The organism is Streptomyces sp. WM6378 (assembly GCF_001279695.1).
Taxonomy (GTDB): Bacteria; Actinomycetota; Actinomycetes; order Streptomycetales; family Streptomycetaceae; genus Streptomyces.
Genome location: NZ_LGDD01000296.1, coordinates 41,603 through 63,089, shown reverse-complemented (window position 1 = coordinate 63,089; position 21,487 = coordinate 41,603). Strand labels below are relative to the sequence as shown.

Here is a 21,487-nt window from a genome sequence, read left to right as displayed (position 1 = left end):
CCGGCTAGGCAGATTCCTGGTCATCGATCTCCTCGGGCTCCTCGGGCAGCAGGATCTCTCCGGTACTGGTGATGAGCTTCTGCTCGGCGCCGTGCAGGATCTCGGCGCCCTCGGCGTACACCCCGGCGGCGCGGTCGAGGTCGGCGAGCAGCTCACGCAGCGCCAGCTTGGCCGGGGCGTCGTCGGGTAGGTCGCGGATGCGCGGGTAGACGATCAGCTCGATCCGCCGGCGGAGCGCCTGGGAGCGGCGCCGGTGGTCGTCGGGCGCGGCCCGCTGGTGCACGTCCGCACCTTCCTCCAGGTCGCCCGGGTCGCCGAACGGGGTGAACTTCGCTTTCAGGCGCCGGAATTGGGCCCGGTCCTCCTCGGAGCGGTCGGGATCGTCGAGGAGCTCGGCGACCAGCGTGAGATAGCGCGAGAGGGCGTCCCCCTCGCCGCCGAGCGCGCGCTCGCGTTCCATGAGGTCGAGCACCTCGGGCAGCATGATGCCCTTGGCGAGCTCGGTGCCGGCGTCCAGGGTCGCGAGGGCCTGTTCGCGCTCGGGCTGACTCAATGCGAAGTAGTAGTGCACGAGCCCGTCCACGAGGGCGGCGTCACCGAGCTCGGGGTCAGCCTCGCGCACCGCGTCCACCCGCCGCCGCAACTCCTCGAAGCCGTTCGCCGTCGGCGCCCCGGACAGCGCGGGCTGGGCCAGCCACTCCCGCAGGAGCGCGACGAGCCGCAGGACGGCGATGCCGGTGCGCAGCCGCCCCGCCGTGGCGCGGTCCTCTTTCGCGAGGTCGCCCTCCTCGTCCTCGTGCTCCACCTGCTCCGCGAGCCGTCCCAGGCGATCGCCGAGCTGCGCGGGGTCACCGTCCGCCCAGTCGCAGACGAGGAGCCCCAACTCGGCCTGGACCGTGGGCGCTTCACGCTCGACCGCCCTCGCGCGGGCGTCGGTGAACGCCTCACGCGCGTCGTCGGTGCGCCCGTCGAACACCGCCTGTACGCCCTTGACGAGCTGGAGGTCGTTCACCTCGGCAGGGATGTTCTCGGTGAGCTCGCCCAGCTCCCGGACCCGGTCGAAGTGGTGCAGGGCGCCGTCCGTCTCACGGCGCCGCCAGTGCGCGGTGGCCAGCTGGAGGTGCGAGACGGCGGCGATGCGGCGGCTCTGCGGCCGGGCACCAAGGAGTTCGTGGTGCTCGACGTACAGATCGGTGACGCGGTCGTGGTTGCCGAGCCGGGCCTGGACCCACAGCTCCAGGTAGGCGCTGTCCGGCGTGCGTCCCTCGGCGGCGATCAGCTCGTCGAGCACGGTCGCGGCGGCGCCGTAGCGGGCCGGTTCGTAGGTGCCCAGCATCGCCCGCACATAGGCCTGCGCGAAGCGGATCCGGTTCAACGACCGGCCCCGCGGACCCTCGTTGACGGCCTGCCCGAGCAGCCGGTCGGCGCGTTCGAGGGCGTCGCGGTCGTCGCTGGCGAGCAGCGCGAGGGACTCCTCGTACGGCAGCCGCCAGCGGCTGGGCACGACGAGGAGGAAGTAGCCGGCGCTGGCCACGCTCGTCAGGAACAGCACCGGCAGGACGACGAAGAGCAGAATCGTGGTCATGCGAGCCCCTTCCCGCCCCGTGCCTCGTGCAGCCGGAGGTCGAAGTCCGCGAGTCTCATGCCGTGTTCGTGGATCTCGCCCCGGTCCATCTGGCCGTTCTCCCGCACGCGCCGCAGTCCGGCCCTGACCTGCTCCGAGATGTGGGTCGCGGCGTCGAGGTGGCCGAGTCCGAGGAAGGTCTCGCCGTAGTCGAGCATCAGGTCGAACCGCCACCACATCAGCGTGCCCCCGTCGTGCAGCCACTGGTGTACGAAGGCGTTTGCCTCGGCCAGTTCGCCCTGGCCCAGCAGGCAGGAGGCCATATCGTGCGCGTGCTCGCGGCGCAGCTCGTGCGGCAGCCGGCCGAACGCCGCCCGGGCCGTCGCCTGGAGCCGCTGGGCATAGGAGTCGTCGGTGGCCCCGGCGAGGCGGACCTGCACCGCCGACCAGCCGCCGATGATGGACAGCTGCGCCGCGTACGCCTCGGTGCGCTCCGGGTCCGCCTGCACCGCGCGCTCAAGGAGCGACAGCGCCTCCAGGGGTTCGCCCAGGTCCTGGTGGGCGATCTCGGCCGCGAGCAGCAGAAGCGCGTAGCCGGGCCGGTCGACGAGGGCCGCGTGGGCGAGCCCGACCGCCCGGCGTGCCTCGCCCGCGTCGCGCAGCGACCGCACCGCCGTCAGCGGGTCCATCGCGCGGCGCGCCCGGTCGAGGGAGTCGGTCAGCTGCCGTACAGCCGCGTCGTCGAGCGCGGCGGCCCGTGGCCCGGTGAGCTCGCCCAGCTCCTCGCGGACCGCGCGTACGGGCTCCACGCGCCGCATCCAGGACGCCAGTCGCCCCTCGCGCCGCGGCGGGGCGAACACGGCGGCGCAGGCGGCCCGTTGGAGCAGCCGCTCGGTGCCGTCGTCCGGCAGGGCCTCGAAGCAGCGCAGCGCCGTGACGCCCAGGCTGTGCAGACCGGGGTCGCGGGCCCCGGCCGGCAGGCCGCGAGCCCCCTCGGGCGTCAGATGCGCGATCCGTTCCGGCTCGGCGAACACCTCTGCGAGTGACGGCGCGCCCCAGGCCGGCAACGGCAGCAGCAGCGGCCGGTGCCCGGCAAGCACGATGTCGGCGGGCAGCGCGACAAGCCCGGCGCCGATCGCCTCGCGCCAACCGGGGAACGCCCGCAGTGCGGCGGCCACCGAGGCGATCCGGTAGGCGGGCTCGTGCTCGGCGAGGGCGTCGGACAGACTGCGCCCGGCGTCGGTCTCGTAGCTGACGATCTGGAACCAGCGGTCGGCGAACTGCCGCTGTTCTCCGCGCTCTTCACGCACCACGGGCACCAGGTCGGGCCGGCGGGGCCGGGTCTGCCAGGCGAGCAGCTCGGCCCGCTGCTCCCCGCTGACCTCCTCGACCGGGATCAGCCGGTACCAGCGCCGGCGCCGGGGCGCGCGGTACAGCGAGCCCCACCAGCCGACCCCCGCGTACTCGGCGCCCAGCTCCTCCTCGATGACCCGCGTCCGGTCACCGACGGCTGTCGTCATAAGCGTCCTCTAGCCGGTCGGCGAGATCGTCCAGGGTGTCCTCGTCCGCTCCCGCGCGCACGCCCTCCAGGAACGCGCCCAGCGCATCGGTGAGCGCGCCCGGCGCCTGCCCGTCCTTGGCGGCCCGCAGCGCCTTCTTGACGACACGCCGGTACTCGGCCGGCACGTCGCCGGGGTCGGTCTCGGCGACGGGCACCGGAGCGGGGGCCGGCACCGGGACGGGACTCCGTACGGGCTCCGGTACGGAGGCGACGGGGCCCGGGAGCGGCGCGGCGGCGGGCGGGGTGATGGGCGCGGGGACGGTGAACGCCCCGGGGCCGGCACCGGACGCGGCATCCGACCCGGTCCGTCCTCGCTGGGGCGCCGCCCCGCGGGGCCGGACGGTGGCGTACAGACCCGCCAACACCGCGCGCCGCTCGGCCAGTTCGTCGACCTTGCCGATGGTGGTGCTCTGGTCGAAGGTCGCCTGGTACTCGCGCCCGGTGTTGGTGTGGGTGACCTGCACCCCGAGCAGCCCGTTCACGTCGAGCGAGAACTCGACCTCGAACTGGTGGTAGCCCTCGGGGCGCGGCTCGATCTCGTCGAGGTGGATCGTGCCGATCAGGGCGTTGTCGTAGACGTACTCTCCCTCGCCCTGATAGATCGCCGCCTCGATGCGGTGGGCCTGCTCGGGATTGGTGTACGTCTTCACCTGGCGGGCCGGGATCTTGGTGCCGCGGGGGATCAGCGCGTTGAACCGGCCCTGCTGGACCCCGACGCCCAGGGTGTGTTCGGTGATCAGGGTGACGGTGTAGTCCTGTTCGTCCGCGGATCGCTCGGCGTTCGGCCGGGTGGCGAGGTCGAACTCGGGCGACGGCTCGAACCGGTTGGCCACGATGGCGGCGCCCCGGGCGACCAGGGTGTCGGGGTTGGCGTCGCCGCGGACGAACCCCTCGTCCTGGTCGAAGTAGTCGAGCAGCATCTGCTTGACCCGGGGGATGCGGGTGGAACCACCCACGAGGAGCACCGCGTTGATGTGGTCCCGCTCCACGCCCTTGGCGGTCCGGGCGAAGCGGAGCGCCTCGTCGACCTGGTGCAGGGAGCGGTCGAGGATGGGCTGGATCAGCGCCTCGAAGCCAGCCCGGTCGAGCTCCAGGGGGGCGGTGGCGCCGCCGAGGTCGAGGGTGGTCGTGGAACGCAGGGACAGCTCGCGCTTGGCGACCTCGGCGGCGGCCTTGATCCGCAGGCGGTCCATGTCCTTCGGCAGCGTCTCGCCGAGACTCTCGACGATCCACGCGGCGACCGCGTCGTCGAAGTCGCCACCGCCGAGACGCTGGTCACCGGCGGTCGCGATGACCTCGATCTCGTCGTCCCGGGTCTCGATGATCGACACGTCGAACGTGCCGCCGCCCAGGTCGAAGACCAGATAGATCTGCCGCTCGGACTCGGCCCGGTCGACCCCGTAGGCGATGGCGGCGGCGGTGGGCTCGGGGATGAGCTGGCGAGGGTAGAGCCCGGCGAGCAGGGCGGCTTCCTCGGTGGCCTTCTTCTGCCGTTCCATGAAGTACGCGGGCACGGTGACGACCGCGTCGTGGATGTCGGTGCCCAGCGCCTGTTCGGCGATCCGCTTCATCCGCATCAGGACCAGGGCGCTGATCTCCTGCGGCCGCAGCCACTCGGTGCCGAGCCTGGCCCGTACCGGGTCGCCGACCGCGTAGCTGCCGCTCGCACCGAAGTGCTGGAGCAGCTCGGGGGTGAACACCGCGCCCATCTCGCGTTTGATCTCCACCAACGCGTCGCCGGCGCCCGCCTCCTGGCTGATGGCGTCCTTGGCGTCATGGCCGACGACCAGCGCACCGGTGGCGGGGTCGATCCGTACGACCGAGGGCGTGGCGACGGCGGCCGCTCCCTCGTGTTCCGGGTCGGCGAGGATCTTGGGCGCGAAGTCGTCGGGGTCGTAGGCGGAGACGGCGGAGTAGGTCGTGCCGAGGTCGATGCCGACGACCCGGTGCAGCTCGTCTTCCATGCGGGGCCCTCCCGGGTCACTCGTTGTTCACTCGTCGGCGAAGCCATCGAGCACGTGGGTACGGGTGAAGTCACTGGTGAAGTCGGTGCGGGTGGTGTCCATGGGGTGATGGACGCTCTCGCCGGCAGCCGTCAGAAAGGTCTCGATCTCCCGGCGCAGCACGGTGAGCCCGGCGTCCCGGTCGTCGAGGACGGGCTCCCAGGTCGGTTCGAGACGCAACAGCGGCAGCGGCGGAAAGCGCGCGTCGTGCGCGGCACGGGCCTCGGCGCTCTCCAGGCTGACGGCGTGCGCGGCGACGATCTCGTCCTGAGTCGCACCGCGCGCCTGGAGCTGGGCGTCGTAGCGGGCGGCGGCCGCGCGGATCTCCTCTGCGGTGGCCTCGGGCGCGACGCCGAGGCGCGCGTACTCGGTCGCCCGCGGCACGACCATGGGCAGCCCGAACAGTTCCCAGCCGCCGGCATCGGCAACCGACATCCTTGCGCCCCCGTTCCCCGTACCTGTACGCGCCTCGCACTCGTACCCGCGACCCGCCGAGCCACGCGAAGCGCGTGCCGCGGACCGGCCCTTACCCGACCCACCACCGAACCGAGTTCAGCAATGCTGCCCTCGACACGTTCTGCGCTGCCCTACTGCCCTTATTCGTTGTTAGTTGTCGTTCGCCGACATCGTTTGACGCGCCACGACCTCGTGCGGCCGTGATGTTGCCGTCGATTGTAGAGGCGTGTGACACAACTTGCCTCAGATCCAAGGCAGTTGGGGCGCGTGAGACAGATGTGGCCGAAACTGATCGCGGGGGCGGCGATCACGCGCGAGGGGTCGAGGTGCGGCTCGGTCAGGGTGGCGGGCGGCCGGCGATCCGTACTACTGGCTGGTGGGGACTGCTGCCATCGCCTACATCGCATTCGTCGGCGTCCTCCGTCGCCTCACCTGAGGAACTGCCACGGGAGTGGTGGACGACTCAGCATGCCTCGCGCTCCGCCGGAGCGCGCTCGATGGCATGAGCACGAAGCCCCGGGGGCGGGGCTCTCGCGTCACGGCAACGAACGGGTGAGCCAGACCACTTCACCGTTTTCTTCTGTGGAGACGTGATCCCGCTCGAACCCGAGCTTCTCAAGGACGCGGAGCGACGGTGTGTTCCACGTGCCGACGGTCGACCAGAGCCGCTTCCGCCCGGTCGCAATGGCGGCATCGAGCACCGCGCCGGCTGCCTCGGTGGCGTAGCCACGTCCATGCGTGCGCTGGAACAGTTCATACGCGATCTCCGGCTCCTGCAGGGTGGAGCGGCCGATGATCAGCCCGCAGTAGCCGATGAAATCGCCTTCGTCGCGGCGCTGGATGGGCAACAGGGCGATCCCCGTAGTCGCCGTCGCGGTGAGCAGCTCCGCGATGGACGTCCGGATGTGCTCAACCGTGGGGGTCCCCTTGCCGCGTTCCGAGAGGAGGGCGCAGAGTTCGGCTGCGTCCGACTCGGCCCAGGGCCGCAGGATCAGCCGCTCGGTCTCAAGGTGGAACGGCATCGTCTCGTACATAGTCATACCGCCACTCTGCCGCCCCGGGGCCTGGCTGAGGCCAGGGGGAAACAAATCGGCGAGTTTTTTCCGGTATCGCCACCCGCGGACCGGGGCGGTTCTACGCGATTGCCCGTAGGCGCTGGTAGCTGCCGTGGCGATGGCGGCGAGGGTGTGTCCACCCTCCCGGGGAGCGGATCGCAACCCGCCTGGTCCGGTACCAGCGCCTGAAGGCGCTTGGCCTGGGCCTTGTTCTGGCCCGTGTTCTCTGCGGTCGACCGGACTCGGTCGGCCGCCGTCCTCATGCGCGCCACGTCGTCGGGGTGCGATGCGGCCGAGACGGCTTCCGAGTGAGTGCTCAGACCGAGCCTGCGGCCGAATCCCCAACCAGGTTGTGTACCAGAGGGAGACGGATGCCAGAGGATTCCTTGAAGACGTGGACGCTCGCGGCACCGCCGGGGAGACCGGTGATCCGGCGGTCGGTGGATTCGAGGAGGACGTGTCCCCTGCAGTTCTTCTGCCGGTGGATGCTGGCTCGGTAGCCATGGGGAAGATCGATGGTCTTGATGTCCCGCGTGAGGTTGACGCACACGTTTTGCGCTCGCGGACTGATGGTCAGGACGCCCTCGCCCGTGGCGTGGGCGGCTGGGGTTACCAGCATGGGCGCGAGGATGAGTGGGGCCGTGAACAGCATTCTCTTCTTCATGGCCTGACAACGATCAAATTCCGCTGAGGAAACCAACCCTGGTTGGGCAGTCCGATCGCTCCTGCGGAATTCATCGAGCGTCTGCCGAGTGACACCCACCGACGAGGCGTCGGCCGCGTCGGCTGCTTCCATCCGAGGTGTCAGCCCGAACCGGAGGCGCTGATCGGGCTCGACACACTGCCGACGTGCGGATCCACCAGCTCGTGGAGCGCTTCCGTGGAGCGCTCCGGCTCGCATGGGCGGCGGCTTTGTCGGAGGGGTCGCGTCCGTCCGCACCCCTCTCCAGCCTCGCGCTCATGACTTCAACTCGTCGACGTCTGTGGTTGGTTGAACTCCTCGCTCTCATCGCCACCACCCTCCTCGGCGTCCCGATCGCTCATGGCGCCGAGGGGACCTCGCGCACCCCCGACCGAATCGGCTACGACGTGGCGTTGCGCTCCGACGCCACGGGCACGAACTGGACCGGGCGGGAGCGGATTTCGTTCACGCACACCGGCACGGGCCCGGCATTGCGCGAGGTGTACGTACGGCTGTGGGGCAACGGCGCCGACGGTTGCGGCGGTCCGGCTCGCCGTCGCCGGTCCGCGTCTCCCGGTTCGAGGGCGGGACCGCCGACGCACCCTCCGTGAATGCACCGCGCTGCGCATCGGCCTGATGCACCCGCTCGCTCCGGGTGCCCGGACGTCCGTGTCCTTCGACGTGTCACTCACCGTGCCGGACCGCATGGCACGGTTCGGCCGCGGCGGCGCGTACCGCTATCTCGGCAACGCGCTCCCCGTCCTGTCCGTACGCGACGAGGGCGGCTGGCAGCTGGCTCCCGATGTGGGCTTCGGGGAGAGCTACTTCACCCTTGCCGCGGACTTCCGGGCAGTCCTGGACCATCCGTCGGAACTCTCCGTACCGGCGACCGGCCGCGCCCCGACGCCGCGATCACCTCCACGATGGGCTTCTGGGCCCGTCCACCGGGCAACAACGGCTGGACCGCTGTCGTCTACCGGGCGGGCTCGTGCGCGCTGCACGACCTGGAGCGCGAACTCGGCAGCCCGGCGACGGAGCGGATGCTGCGGCGGTACGCCTGCGACCACTGGTACGGCGTCTCGACCAACGCCGCCTTCATGCGAGCCGCGCAGGCGGCGTCCGGCCGTGACCTGACGCGGTTCTGGGCGGAGCACCGGATCCGGGCGCAGGACAGCTGACCCGGCCCGCCATGCGCAGGCCGCCCCACGCCCCGTGACCTCGCCTTGTTCCCGGCGACGCAGTCGCTCGCGGGGGATTAAGATCTCCGGGTTCGGCCGGGGGACCGATTCATGGTTTCTTTCTTTTTTTGGGGGCGACACCGTGGGTGTCATCGTGGGCGCAATCATCGCCGTATTGATCATCGGGCTGGCCTGGTGGCTGGTGCGTACCTACAACCGGCTGGTCCGGTTGCGCAACCAGACGCAGGCGTCCTGGGCGCAGATCGACGTCCAGCTGAAGCGGCGGCACGAGCTGATCCCGAACCTGGTCGAGGGCGCGCGCGGCTATGCCGCGCACGAGCGGGCCACGCTCGAAGCCGTCGTCGCCGCACGTGGGGCCGCCGTCGACGGCGGCCTCGGGGTCATGGACAAGGCGGCCGCGGAGGACGCGCTGACCGCGTCCCTCGGCAGGCTGATCGCACTGGGCGAGAGCTACCCGCAGCTGAAGGCCGACCGGCATTTCGCCACGCTGCAGGACGAACTGACCACCGCCGAAGACAAGATCGCCTACGCGCGGCAGTTCTACAACAGCGCAGTACAGAGCTACCACAGCGCTCTGGAGAGCTTCCCGGGCAACATCCTGGCCGGCCTGGGCGGCGCGCACGCGCGCAGGGACTACTTCGAAGCAGGCGCGGCCCCGCAGGACGCGGTGCAGGTGAGATTCGCGTGACGTTCGAAGCGCAGGTGTACTGGGGCGGCGCCGCCCTGATCGGTGTGTGGCTCGCGTTGTTCGGGCTGGCCCTGGCGGCCACGCGCAACGGCACCGTGGAAACCGGCCCCGCCACGCAGGAGTTCGGGCCGGACCCGGAGCCCCCGGCCGTCGTGGCGCTGCTGGCGAACCGGTGGCGGTCCGTCGACCGTGCTGCTGCGGCCACCCTCCTGGACCTCGCGGCCCGCGGCCTCATCGAGGTGCGGCAGCCCGATGACGACCCGGCACGCAGCACCGTGCACGTCACCGGCAAGGACGCCGGACCTCTCATGCCGTACGAGCGGCGCGTCCTGGACCGTGTCGTCGAGCGGGCCGGGGACGCGGGCGCCCCGATCGGGGCCATCGCCTTCCGCGCCGAAGAGCGCGCGAAATCCTGGAACAGCGCACTGCGCCAGGAGATCGTCGCGGAGGCGCGGCAGCGCGAGCTGTCCCGCGCCCGGTTCGCACCCCTGCTCGCCAGCGCGTTGTACGTGACCGCCTTCGCCCCCGGAGTGCTGTTCGCGGTGGCCGTCGTCTCCGGTGGACACGGCATCCGTGGCGCCGTACTGATCGGGGCCGCACCAGCGGTCGCCCTGATGTGGCTGCTGGCCCGGGTGCTCGGTGAGCGGGCCACCCCGCGAGGCCTCGAACGGGCGGGGCACTGGGCGGGAGTCACCGCCTGGCTGCACGCGCACGAGGAGTTCGCCCAGTTGCCGCCCGCGGCCGTCACGGTGTGGGACCGCTACCTTGGCTTCGGGACCGCGCTCGGCGTCACCAGCCGGGCCGGTCGTCTGCTGGGCTTCGACGCGGGTGACAAGCGCCGGGTCTGGTCCGCGTACGGCGGCACCTGGCGGCCGGTGCGGATCCGTTACCCTCGGCTGCGCCCCGGTTTCGGGGCCACCACGCCCCGGCTGCTGCAACTGGCCTGCGCCGCAGGTGTGGTGGCCGTGGGCCTGTGTCTGTTCGCGCTGCTGCGGCAGCCGGACTGGGCCGTCACCGGTGGTGTGGACGCGACCCATTCCCTGCGGCGCCCCGGGCTGGTCCTGAGTGCTGGTTGGGTGGCCGTCGCTCTGCTGGGTGTCGCCGTCGCGGGGCGCTTCAGCCGCTGGACGCTGCTCGTCGCGTTCCTCGCGATGATGCCCGGCAACTTCGCCGACTCCCACGACTGGCTCGACCAAGCCATGGGAGAGCCGCTGGCGGCCGAGACCGTGGCGGTGGCCTGCTTCGGCGCGCTGACCGTGTACTACCTGACCCTCGCCGTACTGGAGCGCCGCGCCCCGCAGGCCGTGACCGGAGAGGTGCTGCGCATGGAGCCGCGTAGGCGTGAACAGGCGCCGCGCTTCCTCGCACTGGACACCGGCGACGGGGACCGAACCACCGCCTGGGCCCTGCCGCCCGGGATGCCGGCTGTCGCCCCGGGCAGCGTGGTACGCCTCGCGGTGTCACCGGCTACGCGCTCGGTGCGCTCGGCGGCCGTCGTCACCAGCTGATCAAAGACACGGTGACGCCTCGCCGACGGCAGCGGGGCGAGTAGTGGCCCCCGGTCCAGCAAGCCCCGGACCGGGGGCGCCGTCGCGTCAGAGGGGTGGAGCGGGCCCGAGTGGTCAGCTCGGTAGCTCGCTGGGCTCATAACCCAGAGGTCGCAGGTTCAAATCCTGTCCCCGCTACTGCTGAAGAGGCCCGGATCCGTGTGGATCCGGGCCTCTTTGCATCGGAGCTGCCCGAGGGCGAGGTCCTCCGGTACCGACGATCCCTTCTGGCGGCAGCCGGACGCCCGAGCCGCCTCGGAGGCCATTTGCCGGACAAGCAGCCATTAGGTCGCGGCAGTCGTGAAATTCGGCGTGTCACGGATGAGTTGGGACATATTTCGCACTAACTTCCATGGTCGTACGAAGTCGATCAACTTCTGATCGCTTCCGTTCGACCTATCGGAGATGAAATTGCGCAAGCTTCGCAAGGCCGCCGTTGTAATCGCCGTACTGGGCAGCGTCGGCCTCCTCGGCGTAGGCACCGCAAACGCCCACGGTGGGAGCCGGGGCGGGACGAACTCCTTCTTCGGCAACGGGGAGGACGGCGGAAAGGCAGGCGGGAAGGGTGACATGTTCAGCGTCTCCCAGGCCACCCAGTGCCGCTCGCACGACCTGAACATCGACGTCCTCGGTTCCGTCGGTCTCCTCAACGGCGTGCTCGGGGGCGCGCTCAACGGCGAGGGCAACGCGGGTGCGCAGCAGAGCCACCTCGGCTCCAGCATGGGTTGCAACAACGCCGCCTTCCAGAAGTAAGACGGGCGGTCCCGGTGCCGAGCCACTGGCTGGGCACCGGGACTCACCGAGCGCCCGGTCCACGCTCCGTCGAGCGCGGGGCAGTTGAGCTTGCGACCGAGGGCCGGGCGGCGGAATCAGCCAGACGTCAGGGATGAGTCAGGCAGGTCTGGCATCGTAGATGTTGTGAACGGCGAGGAAGACCGGAGCCGGGAACAAGGAGAGGTGCCCGGAGTGGTTGATCGGGGACCGGAGCATCGCCGAGGTCGGATCCTTCGGGGTCCACGCAGGTTCGAATCCTGCCCTCTCCGCCATGGCTCAGCCTGACAGCGAGCACCCCCGCGCGAAGCCGCCCCCCCGGCCGCACGCGCCGGGACGTGAATTTCCAACTCGACTTCCATTTCATGGAGTTGAGCGCGCTCGAACTGAATTCTGCTGGGCGCCGTCGTATCGGAGTGGAGTCGCTCGGCGACCCGCCGGACGTCAGCGTGTTCCCCGCGGAGGTCGAGCTCGTCGGGAATGTGACCGAGGCCAGACGGCGCGAGTTCACCACCGCACGCTGGTGTGCCCGGCGCGCGCTGGCGGGGCTGGGGCAGCCGCCCGTGCCGATCCTTCCTGGTCGGCGCGGCGCACCCCGCTGGCCCGAAGGGTGCTCGGCAGCTCGACGCGGGAGGTGCGGGCTACGGCCGCGGCCCGGTAGCCGACACATGCTGGGCATCGACGCGGAGCCCAATACCCCGCTCCCCGAAGGCGTACTGGACTCGATCACGCTGCCCGACGAGCTGCGGCTGGTGGAGAGGCTGATCGACACCGTCCCCCCAAGTCGCCTGGGGCCTCCTGTTCTTCAGCATGAAGGAGGCCGTTTACAAGGCCTGGTGTCCCGTCACCGGGCAGCGGCCCGAGTTCGAGGACGTTCACCTCGCCTTCGGCGCGGCCGGCTCCGTGTTCGGCAGCGGCCTGACCTGGGGATCCGCGACGCTCACCTGGCCGGACTGCAAAGTCGCCGATCCCCGGCCCGCCACCTGACCACATTTCCTTGGCTGGGGATCTGCCTACCAAAGGACATCCCGTGTACGAACCATCAAGGAATTCTTCGCCACTCAATTCACCGTGCCCGACGATCAGCTCACCCCGGACGCCTTCCTCACGGATATCGGCATCGGCTCCCTGGCCCTGGTGGAACTCGCGCTCATCCTGGAACAGGAAAGCGGAATTCCGATGGACGGCCATGCCGCGATGGCGGCTGGAGTGGCCGGTGTGATCAAGGCCGTCCTCGCCCCTCCAGCACGGCCTCCTTCCCAAGACGCTGCATGCCGAGCAGCCCTCGACCCGGGTCGACTGGTCGGCGGGAACGGTCCGGGTGCTGATCGAGTCCGTCGCCTGGCCGCAGGGACCGGAGCCGCGCGGGGCCGCGGCGTCATCGTTCGGCGTCTCCGGCACCAACGCCCACCTGATCATCGAGCAGGCCCCGCAGCCCGACCCAACACCACCTGTTTCCACGCCAGTTGATGGATCGCTGCCCTGGCCCATATCCGCCCACAGCGACCGTGCCCTGCGCGCCCCCAGGCGATGTGGCTGCGTACGTATGTGGCGTACCGCCCCGAGCTCCACCCCGACGATGTCGCGAGCGCCCTGACCGCCACCCGGACCACCTTCGAGCGCCGCGCGGTCCTGCTGGACTGTGCACCGGGGAGTCGGACTGCGCCCGACCAGGACGAAGAAGACCGGCCGGAAGTCGATGGGCAGCCGGGTGGTTGTGATGGGTGCGCTGGGTCTTGCCTCGGTGGCTCTGGCCACGGCGCAGGCGTTCGCCAAGGGTGCTGTGGACATCACGGCGCCGCACACCGCTAAGGTCGGCAAGACCATCACGGTCAAGGCGCCTGGAGGCGACGACAGCGCCGGCTACCTGCATCAGCTGTGCCTTGAGGAGAACGGGTTCGGCGAGGGCTGGCACCAGGAGACGTGCAGCGCTGCGGTCAAGGGCGATGCGCGGGTTACCGCACAGGGCACGTCCGCGCGGCGCGGCAACCTGCAATTCCGGGCGGTGCTGTACGGCTTGACCAGCGCGCACGACCAGAAGCCCGTGCGCCTGCACGCCTCTGACGTGGTGACGGTGCACGTCCGCTGAGCGTGCCGCGAGCCAGGGAGTCGTAGGTTTGAACCGGATCGGCATCAGTGAGACCGCCACCTGTGTGGCGGTCTCACGAATGTGCCACTGGGCGACTCGGCGACGTGCGCCGCGGGCGGCGCGCACCTTCGACCCCGTGCCGGAAGCGGGACCAAACCCGTCGACTCGCCAAGGTCGCGCCGCTCGGCCTCGGCATGTCCGGCATCGCGCTGCGATCAGCCGCCAGGCAAGAATGAGGGGATGTATTGCCTGCAGGCGGTCATCGCCACCGAATCCGTGCTCCGCAAGTTGGCCGACTCCGCAACGGAGGCGTGCATAGTTCCTCTCGGCCAACACCTCTGTCTCCTGCCGATGACCGACGCGCTGTTCGATGCGGCCACGGCTGCCGGAGCACCCGAACTCGACGGTTTCTGGAAGGCGCCAGCGGGCTTTGATCGCCTGCTGACCGCATGTTCGGAGGCAGGGCCGGTGGCCTACGTCGAGGCCGACTACTTCGGCGGGGCAGGTACCCAGAACGCGCAGGTGTGGGATGCAGGGGAGACGGTCCTTGGCCCATTGCGCCTGGCCGACGGGGAACCGTCGCCGACGACCGGCACCCCGATCTCTCAGGCGCTGCGGCGACTCGGCGCCGCCAAGGGCAATCACGTCGACGAGTTCTCCGCAGTCGGACTCGGCCGTCACCGCGACACAGACGACTGGCTCTCGCCCACGAACCGGCCAGGACCCGACGAGCAGACCGCTTGACTTGGTACAGAGAAGCTATCTCTGGGTGCTTGGGATCGACTGGGGCCGAGCGACACCGGTGGAGGCTCGGGACCTCCTGCCATGGACGTTGTTTCGGCGCCCACCTCGTCAGCCGGGTCACGGCGACGATGGTGGTGTTGGAGCCTTCGTCAGGTGCGTGTCGCCGATCGTCTGCCACAGCCGCAGCGCCCGATCGCGGTGTCGGCGCGCCAGGTCGTGGACGCCGGCGGCGGCGTCCAGGTCGCCGATCAGTTGCCAGCACGCGGCCTCGTCCTGGCGGTCGCCGTGCCGGTGGAACAGGTCCGCCGCGCGCTCCAACGCCGGGGTCGCCCGGGCCCGGTCCTGCTGACCGGCGTACACCCGGCCGACTTCCAGCAGGGTGTAAGCGGCACAGCGCTCGTCGGCCAGTTCCTCGAAGGTGGCCAATGCCTGCCACAGACAGCGCAGCGCCTCGTCCGGATCACCACGCCGATCGTGCAGTCTGCTGAACCGCCGCAGCACGACGGCCACTCGATGTCCGTCGTCGAGCGCCCTGGCCTGGCGCAGAGCCCCGGCGAACCAGGACTCCGCCTCGTCCAGTTCGTCCTGCATGAGCCGCATCACGGCCATCGCACAGGACAGTTGCGCTTCGAGGTGCCGATCGCCCTCAGCGACCGCGATGGCCAGCGCCTGCTCGACACGCTCGACGGCTTCGTCGTAATGGCCCTGCACCCGGCTGACCGTGCCCAGCATCGCCACCGACAACGCCTCGCCGCGTTTGTCACCGCCGTCCTGGCAGCGCCCGACGGAGGACTCCAGGGCACGGGTCGCCCCGTCGAACTCGTCCCGGTAGATGTGCAGCTGGCCAAGACCGCGCAGCAGCACCGATGCGCCGCGTACGTTGCCGGCGACCTCGGCCGCGTCCAATGCGAGCCGGTGCCCGTGTTCCCAGTCCTGATACAGGCACAGGTGGTCGTAGTAGGTGACCGGGCCGGCCGCCAGCTCCCAGGCCAACTCGTCCAGTCCCCAGTCCACGGCCAGTTTCACCGCGCCGAGCAGGTTGTCGCGTTCCGCGTCGAACCAGCTGACCGGGTCGGCCATCATCCGGTCCACGACCGCTTCGGGCAGCGACCGGCGTGGCGCCGAACCGGGCGCGGCAGTCAGGAGCCCGGCCGGCAGCCGCTCGGTCCCGCGCCCGGCCAGATCGAGCCAAGTGGACAGCACCCGGATGATCGCGTCCCGTTTGTCCGTCGTCGGCAGCGGGGCGGCGATCTCCACGGCACAGGTCCTGATCAGGTCGTGCAGGCGGTAGCGCGGCTGGCCGGTGGCGTCGGTGGCGGTCAGCCGCACGAGGCTGGCATCGACGAGGGTGTCAAGGACGTCGTCGGCGTCCGCGCGGTCCAGTAGCGGGCCGACCACCCAGCCGGGCAGGGTGTAGGCGCCGAGCAGACCCAGCAGGCTCAGCGCGCGCACCGCGTCGGCCGGCAGCAGCCGCAGGCTCAGTTCGACGCTGGCTCGCACGCTGAGGTCCCCGATCCTCAGCTCGGCCAGTCGCCGGGACTCGTCCTCGATCCGTTCCCGCAGCACCCGCAGCGACCAGGCCGGGCGGCCGGTGAGCTTGGCGCTGGCGATCCGGATGGCCAGCGGCAGGTTGCCGCAGCAGTCGAGGATGGCGTCGGCTTCCGCGGATTCCCGCTCGACGCGCTGCCGCCCGACAATTCCGGTGAACAACTCCCGTGCCTCGGCCGGGCTCAGCACGTCCAGGTCGATGTGCCGAGCACCGGGAAGTTGCGTCAGCAGAGTGCGGCTGGTGATCAGCACGGCGCAACCGTCGGCCCCGGGCAGCAACGGAACCACCTGGTCGGCGTGACCGGCATCGTCCAGCACCACCAGCATGCGGCGGTCCGCCAGCAACGAGCGGTAGAGCGCGGCCCGCTCGGACAGGCCGTTCGGGATCGCGCTGCCGGCGATCGAGAGCGCGCGCAGCGCCTCGGCCAGCATCAGCCCCGGGTCCCGGGGCTCGTCCGATGTGGCGGCGAGGTTGAGGTAGAGCTGGCCGTCGGGGAAGGTGGCGCTTGCCAGCCGAGCGGCGTGGGTCACCAGGCAGGACTTGCCGACACCGGGACCGCCCACGATGACGGCCACCCGGGCTGGGTTCGGCGCCGGGCCGTCGAGCAGTGCGGCGACCTCGGCCAGTGCCTCCGCCCGGCCCACGAAGTCGGGTACGTCGAGCGGCAGTTGACGCACCGGCATCGCCATCGACATGGCCGGTCCGGTGGCTGGCGCGTCGGGACTTTCCGGTGGGGTGTCCGAGGGGCCGCTCGCCGGGACCGGAGCCGCCAAAGAGGGATCGGCGGTCAGGATGCGCTGATGCAGTGCCTGGATCGGCGGGGTGGGATCGACGCCGAGTTCGTCGGCCAGCGTCCGGCGTAACCGCTCGTACACCTGCAGTGCCTCGCCTTGGCGTCGGCACCGGTAGAGGGCGACCATCAAGTGTTCGGCGACTTGCTCGTCGTAGGGGTGGTCGCGGATCAGGGCGGTCAGCTCCTCGATGACCTCACGATGACGCCCCAGGTCGAGTTCGATGCCCAGACACTGTTTGTGCGTGGCCGCGCGCTTCTCGTTCAGCCGTGCCGCATCGAGCTCCAGGACCCGGCTGGAGATGTCGACCAGAGCGTCGCCGCGCCAGCACGCCAGCGCCCGCCGCAGCGCGACAGCCGTATCGGACGGGGCATTGTGCCGTTCGGCGAGGCTGCGCGCATGGTCGAACTCCAGCAGGTCGAGCTGGTCCGGGGCCAGGTGGATCTGGTAGCCGCCGCGCCGGGTGCTGATCAGGGAGCCGGGTGCTCCACACGCGGCGAGGTTGCGGCGCAGCCCGGAGACGGCGTCCTGGACCTGGCGGACGGCAGTAGCGGGTGCTTTCCCGTCCCACATCACGGCGACGAGCCGTTCCGTGGCGACGATGTTGTTCACGTCGATCAGAAGCGCGGCCAGCATCTTGGCCTGCCGCGGTCCGTCCAACCGGACCTCGCGTCCTCTGATCTGGGCGTGTAACGGCCCCAGCACGCCGAATCTCATATTCCCCCTGGCACTCGACGATCGGCGCCGAATCCCCCGTCCGACCTCGCACTGGCACGAAATCTAGGACGGCCGACGGATCCGTGTCCATAGCGTCACCCGTAGTGGGGGTCAGCGAAGTGCGGGACGTTCCCGCAAGGCCCAGAAGGAGAAATGTCTTGAACTTGCGTAGGAAGTTTCTCGCCGGTGCCTTCGCTGGAACCGTAGTACTCGCAGGCGTCGCGGCAGCCACTCCGGCGAGCGCGATCGCCAACGTTGGTTGCAACGCCAACACCCTGCATGAGCGGAGCCACACCCACGACTACTGCTACGCCGGCGTCGGTGAGGCTGGGCGAACATCTCAGAGGTGTGGCAGACGACCTCGGGGGGCAGCACGAGCGTGACCGACATCAACGTGCATGGGGCGGACCGCAACACTTATTTGTCTGTGGGACGGGGCATCAACTATGAGCAGGTTTACGTGACTTGGGGGGACGCTTACGGGGTTCACATCAAGTAGCGGATCGCTGCTGGCGACCGCCAGCAGCGGTGTCCACGGCGTATCGACGCCATCGGAGGACCACCGCCGGTATCTGCTGCCGAAGCGCTTCCGCATGGAGGCCCCAAGGTTCCCTCGGACGATCCACATATGAAGGCGGTCAATGCACGCTGGGCGGCCTGCATGAAAGGCAGAGGGTCAAATACCCCAGCCCTTGGGCCTCGTACAGCAGCCCGAAGTGGAGAGAGCCTGCGGCTGTGTCACCTTCCCCGACAGACCCCTCACACAACAGAGGAAATCACCACTGCCACAGCCGATGTGGAGTGCAAGCTGTCCACCAATCGGGTCGGCGTCGCCGCAGCCGTCGAGATCGCCCATGACCGTCAATACATTGAGACGCACACGGCTCAACTCGCGGCGTTCAAACGGCGCCTTGGCGACCAACTGCGCGCGGCCGTGCGACTGACAGGCTCCAGCTCAGCTTGATTTCTCTGGGCTGAGGTGCCGTGGGCTCCCGCTCTGGCGGCTCACTCTCGCGTAACACGCGCAGTGGACCTGGGGCCCGCCGTACTCGTCCGTAGAAACCCAGGACTTCCATTCGGGCATAGCCTGGTAATGAGGGCATTTCTGAACATGTGCCTCGGCGTGTGTGCCCCCGTGGAGGAGGGATCATGTCGGTTCCTGAAGCGCGGCAGACGCCACTGGATCCCACTACCCAGGAGGCATTTGCCGCCGAAGTGGTTGACGTGCTCAACAAAGCGGTGCTGGGGCTGCTCGCCAGCGTCGGCCACCAGTGCGGCCTCTTCGATGCCCTGGCCGGCCTTCCACCGTCGTCCAGCGCCGAGATCGCCAAGGCGGCGGACCTCGACGAACGGTATGTGCGTGAGTGGCTGGGTGGCATGGTCGTCGGCGGATTCGTCAAGTACAACCCCGAACCGGGGACCTACTTCCTGCCGCCGGAGCACGCGGCATCGCTGACCACTGCGGCGGGCCCGGACAACCTGGCGGGCATGATGCCCTACCTCGCGCTCATGGGCGAGGTCGAGCAGCAGGTCGTACGGTGCTTCCGCGACGGTGGCGGTGTGCCGTACTCGGCCTATCCGCGCTTCCAGGCGCTGCAGGCAGAGGAAACCGCGCGGGTCTACGACCTAGCGCTGGTGAACACCATCGTGCCGCTGGTGCCAGGACTGGCCGAACGCCTCGGCGACGGCATGGACGTCCTCGACGTGGGCACGGGACAGGGCCACGCGCCTCTGGTGCTGGCGAGGGCTTTCCCCGCCAGCCGCTTCCACGGTCTGGACCAGTCGGAGGTTGGGATCGACGCCGCGTGTGCCGCTGCGGCCCGTGCCGGCCTGCGAAACCTCCACTACACCCTTGCCGATTCGACGGAGATCCGCGGCGAATACGACCTCATCACCGCCTTCGACGTGATCCACGACCTCGCCCGGCCGGCCGAGACACTCACGGCGATTGCCCGGGCCTTGCGAGAGGACGGCACGTTCCTCATGGGCGACATCGCCGCCTCCAGCAGACTGGAGGAGAACATCGAGCACCCCTTCGGGCCCGCGCTCTACGGATTCTCGGTCTTCTACTGCATGACGACCTCGCTCGGCACCGGTGGAGCCGGGCTGGGCACGGTATGGGGTCAGGAGACGGCGCTGCGCATGCTCGAAGAGGCGGGGTTCGCGAACATCGACATCAAGTCCGTCGAGGGAGACCCGATCAACGTCTACTACGTCGCGACCAAGCGCTGACGACCACGACCGGACGGGACCCGTCAATCGCCCGGCGGGTCCCTCCGTCGTCATACGCGGAGCGCTGTCATGCACGGAGCGGGATCACGGGATCAGTGGATGCCCGCTTCCTCCGGGACCACGACCTGGTCGATCATCCGCTGGATCTTCTCGGTCGGCAGGGCCACCGCGAGCGCCCAGTAGTAGATGGCGAGGCTGAACACCGCCACCACGGCCATGTCCCACCACAGCGGGAACCACGGGTGCTTCAGCGGGCCGAAGTCGCTGGCGTAGACGATGAGCCCCATGCCGATCAGATAGGGGGGCAACCACTGTGCCGCCCGCAGATCGAGTTGTGGCGTGATCGGGTTCATCTTGAACACCCGGTTGGCGATGAGGATGACGTAGCCGATGAGGATCGCCACGCCCAGCTTCCAGTCGGTCTGCCATCCCGACCACAGGATCAGCAGGTTGGCGACGACGAAGGCCAGCGGCGACATCCAGGATCCGCCGGGCAGACGGTACGGACGGTCCGCGTTCGGCAGGCGGTTGCGGAACACGCCGAACGACAGCGGCGCACCGGCGTACATCAGCACGCTGGCGCTGGTGATCAGCCCTACCAGCGACTGCCAGCTCGGGAACGGCAGGAAGCAGATGCAGCCGGTCACGAACGCGGCGATGAGGCCGGGCCAGGGCACACCGCGCCGGGTGGTCTTCTCGAAGACCTGCGGCACGTAGCCGTTGCGGCTGAGGCCGTAGGACACCCGCGAGGACCCGGTGATGTAGATCAGGCCGGTACCGGCGGGGGAGACCACCGCGTCCAGATAGAGGACGGTGGCCAGCCAACCCAGGCTGATGAGCGTGGCGACCTGGGCGAACGGACCGGTCAGGGTGTTGAACGCGGCGGTGGTCCAGGTGCCCTGGACCTGCGAGGCGGGCAGCGCGGCGAGGAAGACGACCTGCAGCAGGATGTAGATGATCGCGCCGATCACGATGGAGCCGATGACCGCACGCGGAATGTCGCGTTTCGGGTTCGCGCTCTCGCCGGCGAGCTGGTCGGCCTGCTCGAAACCCAGCAACGCGAAGATGATGCCACTCGTGGAAACCGCGCCCAGGATGCCCTTCGCGCCGTAGGGGTTGAACCCGTCGGCGGCGGTGAAGTTGCTGCCGTGGAACGAGATGATGGCGAACACGAAGATCGTCAGCAGTGGGATGCCGACCTTCCACCAGGTCGCCGCGCTGTTGGTGCGTGCCAGCAGCCGGATGCTGAGGAAGTTGACGGCGGTGATGACCGCCATCAGCACGATCGCGACGGCGATCCCGGAACCGGTCAGCAGGTCCTGGCCGCCCTTGATCGTCAGCCACCCTTTCGCCCAGGAGTAGTGCTGGCCGTACGTGATCATCGCCAGCACCTCGATGGGCGCGACCGTGGCCGCCTGGAGCCAGGAGAACCATCCGAACGACGCTCCCGCGGCTCCGCCGAACGCGTAGTGCGGGAAGCGGGCCGTGCCGCCGGAGACCGGGTACATCCCGCCGAGCTCGGCGTGCACCAGGGCCAGAATCAAGATCGCGACACTGCCGATTCCCCAGGAAATGATCGCGGCGGGTCCGGCCACTCCCAGCGCCTTCTGGGCGCCGAACAGCCATCCGGATCCGATGATCGACCCCTCCGATGCCCAGATCAGCCCCACGAAGCCGATCTCTCGCCTCAAGCCCGGCCGTCCGTCGCGCGTGACAGATGTCGCCTCGGATACGCTCATGGCCGCACCCTCGTTCAAGGTGATATGCATCACAATCGTATCGCTGGGTCGCGCGCTGCGCCGGACGTGGGAAGCGCCCGATTTTGGCGCTGTTCCGCTC

The 21,487-nt window shown here is 69.7% G+C and carries 17 protein-coding genes and 4 pseudogenes; 13 read left to right on the top strand and 8 right to left on the bottom strand.

Annotated elements, in window-relative coordinates; genetic code table 11:
* Positions 1-4 precede the first annotated feature (4 nt).
* From ADK54_RS25230 to ADK54_RS25205, 6 genes are all read right to left on the bottom strand, one after another.
* On the bottom strand, positions 5-1,585 hold the full coding sequence (locus ADK54_RS25230; protein WP_053727995.1) for a hypothetical protein: 1,581 nt from the start codon (positions 1,583-1,585) through the stop codon (positions 5-7).
* Positions 1,582-3,084: a hypothetical protein gene (locus ADK54_RS25225; RefSeq protein ID WP_053727994.1), complete on the bottom strand. Its 1,503-nt coding sequence runs from the start codon at positions 3,082-3,084 to the stop codon at positions 1,582-1,584. The genes ADK54_RS25230 and ADK54_RS25225 overlap by 4 nt, the downstream gene beginning before the upstream one ends.
* Positions 3,065-5,089, bottom strand: coding sequence for an Hsp70 family protein (locus ADK54_RS25220; RefSeq protein WP_053727993.1), 2,025 nt, complete (start codon positions 5,087-5,089; stop codon positions 3,065-3,067). Before ADK54_RS25220 ends, ADK54_RS25225 begins: the two co-directional genes overlap by 20 nt.
* Positions 5,090-5,116: 27 nt before the next feature.
* The gene (locus tag ADK54_RS25215; RefSeq protein WP_053727992.1) at positions 5,117-5,563 is read right to left on the bottom strand and encodes a hypothetical protein; all 447 of its coding nucleotides are present in this window, start codon (positions 5,561-5,563) and stop codon (positions 5,117-5,119) included.
* A gap of 557 nt (positions 5,564-6,120) precedes the next feature.
* Entirely contained in the window at positions 6,121-6,624 is a 504-nt protein-coding gene (locus tag ADK54_RS25210) for a GNAT family N-acetyltransferase (RefSeq protein ID WP_053727991.1), read from the bottom strand.
* Positions 6,625-6,955: 331 nt separating this feature from the next.
* Positions 6,956-7,435 (bottom strand): hypothetical protein, encoded by a 480-nt coding sequence (locus tag ADK54_RS25205; RefSeq protein ID WP_159047895.1) that lies wholly within the window; start codon positions 7,433-7,435, stop codon positions 6,956-6,958.
* Between the two features lie 164 nt (positions 7,436-7,599).
* Between ADK54_RS25205 and ADK54_RS47665 the strand changes: the two genes are divergently transcribed.
* The 12 genes and pseudogenes from ADK54_RS47665 (at position 7,600) to ADK54_RS25165 (ending at position 14,359) form a co-directional block, all read left to right on the top strand.
* Positions 7,600-7,932 (top strand): hypothetical protein, encoded by a 333-nt coding sequence (locus ADK54_RS47665; protein WP_234392194.1) that lies wholly within the window; start codon positions 7,600-7,602, stop codon positions 7,930-7,932.
* A gap of 312 nt (positions 7,933-8,244) precedes the next feature.
* Positions 8,245-8,499 (top strand): hypothetical protein, encoded by a 255-nt coding sequence (locus ADK54_RS47660; RefSeq protein WP_053727988.1) that lies wholly within the window; start codon positions 8,245-8,247, stop codon positions 8,497-8,499.
* A 154-nt stretch (positions 8,500-8,653) separates the two neighbouring features.
* Positions 8,654-9,208 carry a LemA family protein gene (locus ADK54_RS25190; RefSeq protein ID WP_199827031.1) on the top strand — a complete coding sequence of 185 codons (555 nt, stop codon included), beginning with the start codon at positions 8,654-8,656 and terminating at the stop codon, positions 9,206-9,208.
* The gene (locus tag ADK54_RS25185; RefSeq protein ID WP_053727986.1) at positions 9,205-10,716 is read left to right on the top strand and encodes a DUF2207 family protein; all 1,512 of its coding nucleotides are present in this window, start codon (positions 9,205-9,207) and stop codon (positions 10,714-10,716) included. The genes ADK54_RS25190 and ADK54_RS25185 overlap by 4 nt, the downstream gene beginning before the upstream one ends.
* Positions 10,717-11,166: 450 nt before the next feature.
* The gene (locus ADK54_RS25175; protein WP_053727985.1) at positions 11,167-11,508 is read left to right on the top strand and encodes a hypothetical protein; all 342 of its coding nucleotides are present in this window, start codon (positions 11,167-11,169) and stop codon (positions 11,506-11,508) included.
* A 198-nt stretch (positions 11,509-11,706) separates the two neighbouring features.
* Positions 11,707-11,801, top strand: a pseudogene (locus tag ADK54_RS46220).
* Positions 11,802-11,891: 90 nt separating this feature from the next.
* Positions 11,892-12,134 (top strand): annotated as a pseudogene (locus ADK54_RS48885) (hypothetical protein); the annotation flags it as partial.
* 184 nt (positions 12,135-12,318) lie between these two features.
* Positions 12,319-12,513, top strand: a pseudogene (locus ADK54_RS43765) (hypothetical protein); the annotation flags it as partial.
* Between the two features lie 54 nt (positions 12,514-12,567).
* Positions 12,568-12,714 (top strand): annotated as a pseudogene (locus ADK54_RS48880) (phosphopantetheine-binding protein); the annotation flags it as partial.
* Positions 12,715-12,793: 79 nt separating this feature from the next.
* Positions 12,794-13,123 (top strand): ketoacyl-synthetase C-terminal extension domain-containing protein, encoded by a 330-nt coding sequence (locus ADK54_RS48875; protein WP_078966600.1) that lies wholly within the window; start codon positions 12,794-12,796, stop codon positions 13,121-13,123.
* Between the two features lie 45 nt (positions 13,124-13,168).
* Entirely contained in the window at positions 13,169-13,615 is a 447-nt protein-coding gene (locus ADK54_RS25170; protein ID WP_234392193.1) for a hypothetical protein, read from the top strand.
* 240 nt (positions 13,616-13,855) lie between these two features.
* A complete protein-coding gene (locus ADK54_RS25165; RefSeq protein WP_053727983.1) occupies positions 13,856-14,359 on the top strand; it encodes a hypothetical protein in 504 nt (167 codons plus the stop codon).
* Positions 14,360-14,476: 117 nt separating this feature from the next.
* On the opposite strand, the gene ADK54_RS25160 is transcribed toward ADK54_RS25165, so the two are convergent.
* Positions 14,477-17,359, bottom strand: a complete 2,883-nt coding sequence (locus tag ADK54_RS25160) for an AfsR/SARP family transcriptional regulator (protein ID WP_053727982.1) — start codon at positions 17,357-17,359, stop codon at positions 14,477-14,479.
* 1,206 nt (positions 17,360-18,565) lie between these two features.
* Between ADK54_RS25160 and ADK54_RS25155 the strand changes: the two genes are divergently transcribed.
* Positions 18,566-19,648 carry a class I SAM-dependent methyltransferase gene (locus ADK54_RS25155; RefSeq protein ID WP_053727981.1) on the top strand — a complete coding sequence of 361 codons (1,083 nt, stop codon included), beginning with the start codon at positions 18,566-18,568 and terminating at the stop codon, positions 19,646-19,648.
* A 92-nt stretch (positions 19,649-19,740) separates the two neighbouring features.
* On the opposite strand, the gene ADK54_RS25150 is transcribed toward ADK54_RS25155, so the two are convergent.
* On the bottom strand, positions 19,741-21,387 hold the full coding sequence (locus ADK54_RS25150; protein ID WP_053727980.1) for an APC family permease: 1,647 nt from the start codon (positions 21,385-21,387) through the stop codon (positions 19,741-19,743).
* Positions 21,388-21,487 lie beyond the last annotated feature (100 nt).